Raw genomic sequence first — 2,519 nt, 5'->3', positions numbered from 1 at the left:
CCTCGGGAAGAGCCGGGTGCGGGAAATCCGCCCGCCCGGATCTGTGAGGGCGAAAGCCGAATGGCTGAGCTACTCGACCACGACCTCTATGTGCAGCGGACGGCGTTAAACGCGACGGCGGGTATACTGCCGTGGCTCGAACTCGATCTTGTCGACAGGATAGAACGGCCGCGCGTGCTGAAAACTGATCAACGTAGTACGAACTCATGCCAGGCGTATCTACTGTAACCACTCGGCCAATTTTGGCGAAATTCAGCTGAAAGTGATAGCCGGAGCGCATCCCGGCGCAGCGCCGTTCAGCTTGCGCGTCAGGCGTTTACCCGAGACCTTCGCCCTTCTGGGCTTCACCCACTACTGCGGGCGACGAAGTTGATGAGGCGCGGAAGGTTGCAAATGATATCATGAAAATGATCTGGGACTACCGTGACGATCTGATAAAAATGTATCCGGCCCTCCAAGAGCAACTGAAGGACATCGAACAGTCAGATCGTCCGATCATTATAGGTGATCAGGGAGACCGGGTTGCTGCAGGTGGACCAGGCGGGAGCACTTACATTCTGAACTTGGAAAACAAGATCAACGTCGAAACCTACTTTCCGATCTATGATCCCGACGCCGTTGCAACGTGTGATCGTGCGGGGATCGGAGGTGAGATCTGCCTAAAGTTCGGGGGAAAATACTCCATTGCAAGCCCGAGCGTGACCGCCAAAGGCAAGGTTATCAGTCTGGGTGCGAATGTACCGGTCTTGTACGAAGGTCCGTCGGATTGCGGCTCAGGTGGGGAACATCAAGGTACTCCTCACAAACCAGCCGTACTCCTATATGGATCCCGTCTCTTTCAGAGCCGTGGGCCTCGATCCTGAAAAGGCTAAAATCATCGTCACCCGTTGCCTACGCCCACAATGCAGTGGAGCAGGGCTGGGCTTGGGATGTATCCATTTTCAACTCTCAGCAATTCCTGGACGTCCCCTCGATAGGGCAGACCGTATTGGCCTATGGAAACGGTCACGATGAACCGGCCATCCCGGGTCCGGCATGTATCTCGACGAGCGGGACGGAGAGGGTAGTGTCGTTTCCCAACGTCAGCATCGGTAGGAAGGTGGACTACCACCAATCCTACAGTCATCTAGTGGTGGAGGACAGTAGCGGCAAGACGTTGCGCTCCGGCCGAGTGAAGAACGACTGCCAGGCTCGGCTGTTCATCCAGCGCCCCTCCGAAGCCCGGGCAACAGACATAGGTGATCCACCTCGCAAAATGCGTTCAATGTCGGGTTGTTTGCGTCGATGCGGCTGAGACATTCATCGACGACTTCGACGGGCGAGGCCGGCCGCCTTCGGCATAGCTCCAGGCACTCGCATGCCGTCAGCCCCTCACAAGAGATGTTGGCACGGTTGAAGGACTGTTCATTTTACAAGGTCCGCTACATTCTGTTTGTTAGATACACGACGGCAGCCATCGCTTGTGGCCTTCTCGATGTTGTTAGCTACATTGACGTTCCTTCTTATGTATCTTTATTCAGCCTGCAGTGCGCATCAAATTCGACCTGACGCTTGTTCCCTCCGGTTCAATGGCGAGGGAAAAAAGCTGTTGATGGCTCGGGCTTGCGCGGGGCACTTGTTGGCCGCTCGATTGACAATGTTATTTGCGGTGCATGCTTTCCTTTGTGCAGAAGGAGGATTGTCTCGTCCAGTTCCTTGTCTTCTTCCGTGAGACGATGATTGAGGCGAAGGTAGTCGGTCCAGGTCGGCGTGCGGAATGTCTCCGTCCACTCTATAGGCTCCTGCAGGTTGCGCTGGAGAGTCCAGTGCCGAGCACCGACGCGGCTGTGGACATGCCGCCGCTGCCGCATGAGGTCGAGGAAAGCCTCGATGTTCTCTTCATTGATCAGATATTCGACCTTTACCACGATCGGACCGCTTCTCGGCTTCAGATGAAACGCGACTGCCGGGGCGTCGAATTCCTCCAAAGGATCTGGCTCGGCCTCGCGGCGCTCGCGAAGCGGAAACAGGACGCCGGCTGCAGCGACCAGCAGCAGCGCTCCAGCCGAACCCTCCAGCGCCAAGGTCAGGGAATGATTCTCGGCCACCGTGCCCCATACCCAACTGCCGGCCGCGATGCCGCCATCTATCAAAGCATAGTAGATCGATATCGTACGCCCCACGACCCAGCGCGGGCTCGCCAGCTGCACGCTCACGCCAACCCCGGACCAGGCAGTGACCCAACCCGCGCCGCCCAAGGCGAGCGCAATCGCCGCCACGGCAATCGAAGAGGTCAGCGCCAGGGAGAGGGAGCATGCCGCGCAGGCGACACACGCGAGCGTCATCAGTCGTTCTTGAGACAAGCTCCGTCTGAACACGCTGTTGGAGACGCCGGCCACGACGGCGCCTGTCCCGAAGCCGGCCATGAGCGTGCCATAGACGAGCGGCCCGCCTCTCAACTGGTCGCGAACAACCAGGGGCAGCAGCGCGAGTATGGCGATGCCCGCCAGGCCAAAGAGAGTTCCGCGCGCGATCGCCGC

General features: G+C 58.3%; 3 protein-coding genes. 2 read left to right on the top strand and 1 reads right to left on the bottom strand.

Features of this window, described 5'->3' with window-relative positions; translation table 11 throughout:
* Both NKH52_RS35200 and NKH52_RS35195 read left to right on the top strand, forming a co-directional pair.
* The coding region (locus tag NKH52_RS35200; protein WP_352736093.1) for a hypothetical protein at positions 1-228 on the top strand (228 nt) is incomplete at its 5' end.
* A gap of 173 nt (positions 229-401) precedes the next feature.
* Positions 402-863 (top strand): MlrC C-terminal domain-containing protein, encoded by a 462-nt coding sequence (locus NKH52_RS35195; RefSeq protein ID WP_352658136.1) that lies wholly within the window; start codon positions 402-404, stop codon positions 861-863.
* A 702-nt stretch (positions 864-1,565) separates the two neighbouring features.
* On the opposite strand, the gene NKH52_RS35190 is transcribed toward NKH52_RS35195, so the two are convergent.
* Positions 1,566-2,519, bottom strand: a 954-nt coding sequence (locus tag NKH52_RS35190; protein WP_352658133.1) for an MFS transporter, incomplete at its 5' end; no start/stop codon positions are given.

The sequence above is a fragment of the Mesorhizobium sp. M1066 genome (assembly GCF_040318635.1).
Taxonomy (GTDB): Bacteria; Pseudomonadota; Alphaproteobacteria; order Rhizobiales; family Rhizobiaceae; genus Mesorhizobium.
The sequence above is the reverse complement of the archived record's forward strand: the minus strand, read 5'-3'. Positions and strand labels throughout refer to the sequence as shown.

What these genes read in the sequence shown, in the direction of transcription:
- NKH52_RS35195 (WP_352658136.1), top strand. Translation starts at nt 402, where the DNA reads ATGAAAATGATCTGGGACTACCGTGACGATCTGATAAAAATGTATCCG.